Origin of the sequence: Moorena sp. SIO4G3 (assembly GCF_010692305.1) — a bacterium.
In the GTDB taxonomy this organism is placed as follows: Bacteria; Cyanobacteriota; Cyanobacteriia; order Cyanobacteriales; family Coleofasciculaceae; genus Moorena; species Moorena producens_A.
The window spans coordinates 1-2,149 of the sequence record NZ_JAAHIG010000680.1 but is presented as its reverse complement, the minus strand read 5'-3'; the positions used below and the strand labels follow the sequence as shown (position 1 = coordinate 2,149).

The window sequence follows — 2,149 nt, the reverse complement described above, 5'->3', positions numbered from 1 at the left end:
GTGCGGCCTGTTCTGACTAGGAGCCGGGGTATCGCCTCCGGGGTATGAGTCAGGAATGGCGAAGGAATGAACCTTCAAAACTTTAACTATGTAGAGGATGGAGGTGAAAATCCTCCCCTTGAAGAGACAAGTGACTCCTTATCTTGACCACACCGAGCAGGCGGCAACCTACAGAGTGAAGCTGGTAACAGGGCGCAATCAGGGCTGATGCAGGTTAGGCACCCTGGCGCTAACAGGGAGATGACAAGGATAAACAGGTTCTAGAAAAGCGTCTTAGTACTCAACTTCAACCTGGGAACCACTAATGAAGAAAACACCATCTGATTCTCGCGGTATGAATGAGTCCAATAACCGCAAACTCTGAGGAGGTGGTAGGCGAATTGAACCGTCCTAAATCATCAGAACAATCTTCTACATGGAACAGGTAAAAACGACAGCAATGAGGTCTGGGGATAAAGGTCGTAACCTCAGTAAGGAATGCCTAACTTAATCCCTCCTGTCGGGTAAGATGTCACCGGAAACTGGTGACGGGTCTTTCAGAATACACAAATGGATGAAGAGCATGGTTAGACACAGTAAAGCTAGTGAACTTTGGAAAGGACAAAGATGGAAAGAACTCCGTCGGAATCTCTTCCGCCTACAGAAAAGAGTGTATAAAGCTATGAGAGCTGGGGATTATCGTAAGGTAAGGTCACTTCAAAGGCTAATAATGAAATCCCGGTCTGCTCAGTTGTTAGCGGTACGTCAAGTGACTCAACTAAACAAAGGTAAGAAAACGGCAGGAATAGATGGAAAGTCTTCTCTATCCTACCGACAGAGGCTAGAACTAACCGAACTTTTGAACCAAAAGGGTTTTGACTGGAAACACAATGGACTAAGGGAAAAGACTATCCCTAAAAAGAACGGAAAAACTAGGACTTTAAAAATACCTACCATAGCAGATAGGGCATGGCAATGTCTCGTCAAATTTGCACTAGAGCCAGCGCACGAAGCCCTCTTCCACGAAAGAAGTTATGGATTTCGCAGTGGAAGAGGAGCACACGACGCTCAGAGATATATATTCTCTCACCTACAATCTAACCACAATGGGTACAGAAAGAGAGTGATTGAATTGGACATCAAAAAGTGTTTTGACAGGATATTCCATAAAACCATAATGGAAAGGGTAATCTGTCCAAGAGGAATCTCAATAGGGTTATTTAGATGCCTAAAGGCAGGAGTTTCACCAGATTTTCCGGAACAAGGAACCCCCCAAGGTGGTGTAGTAAGCCCACTGTTAGCAAATATTGCACTTGATGGAATAGAAGCCATACATCCCAGCGTCAGATACGCAGACGATATGGTAATCTTTCTAAAGCCCAACGACAATGCAGAAGAAATACTAGAAAAGATAAGCACATTCTTGACCAGTAGAGGGATGGAAATTAGTCAAGAAAAAACCAGAATCACGAAGACGACAGATGGCTTTGATTTTCTAGGATGGAAGTTCCTAGTACAAAAAAACAGAAAGTGTAAAATTACTCCAAGTACGGAGAATTTCCAAGCTTTCAGAGAAAAAATCAAAGCCATCATCAATAGCTCTCAGTATGGTGCTATGAAAAAGGCAGAATTGTTGGCCCCTATAGTGCGTGGGTGGAGGAACTATCACAGATACTGCAATATGAAAGGAACACGAGATAGATTATGGTTCCCAGCCAAAAAAGCGGAAACCGTATTCAGAAGTGAACCAAAGATAAACAGGTATCAGTCGAAGGAACTTATCAACAAAGCATTCCCTAAGGTCTCCTGGAAGGAAAATGGGCATGTAGTCGTAAAAGGAGATAAATCCCCCTACAACGGCGATATAGTCTATTGGAGTAGACGAAAAAGTAAGTTCTATGATGGTTTAACAACAAAACACCTTAAAAAGCAAGACCATAAGTGTGGATATTGTGGACTCCGATTCATAAGCGACGAATCTGTACACCTTCACCATATAGATGGAAACCACGACAATTGGAAGCCAAAGAACCTCCAGGTAGTCCACAGAAGCTGTCACCAGCTAATCCACTATAAGCAATCGAAAACCTAGGAGCCGTATGAGGGGAAACTTTCACGTACGGATTTGCAGCGGAGGTGCCCCGGATAATACCGGGCATCGACCGTAATA

At 43.7% G+C, this 2,149-nt stretch carries 1 protein-coding gene; it reads left to right on the top strand.

Annotated elements, in window-relative coordinates:
• The first annotated feature begins 508 nt into the window (after positions 1–508).
• On the top strand, positions 509–2,071 hold the full coding sequence (locus tag F6J99_RS44500) for a reverse transcriptase domain-containing protein (RefSeq protein ID WP_365975500.1): 1,563 nt from the start codon (positions 509–511) through the stop codon (positions 2,069–2,071).
• Positions 2,072–2,149 lie beyond the last annotated feature (78 nt).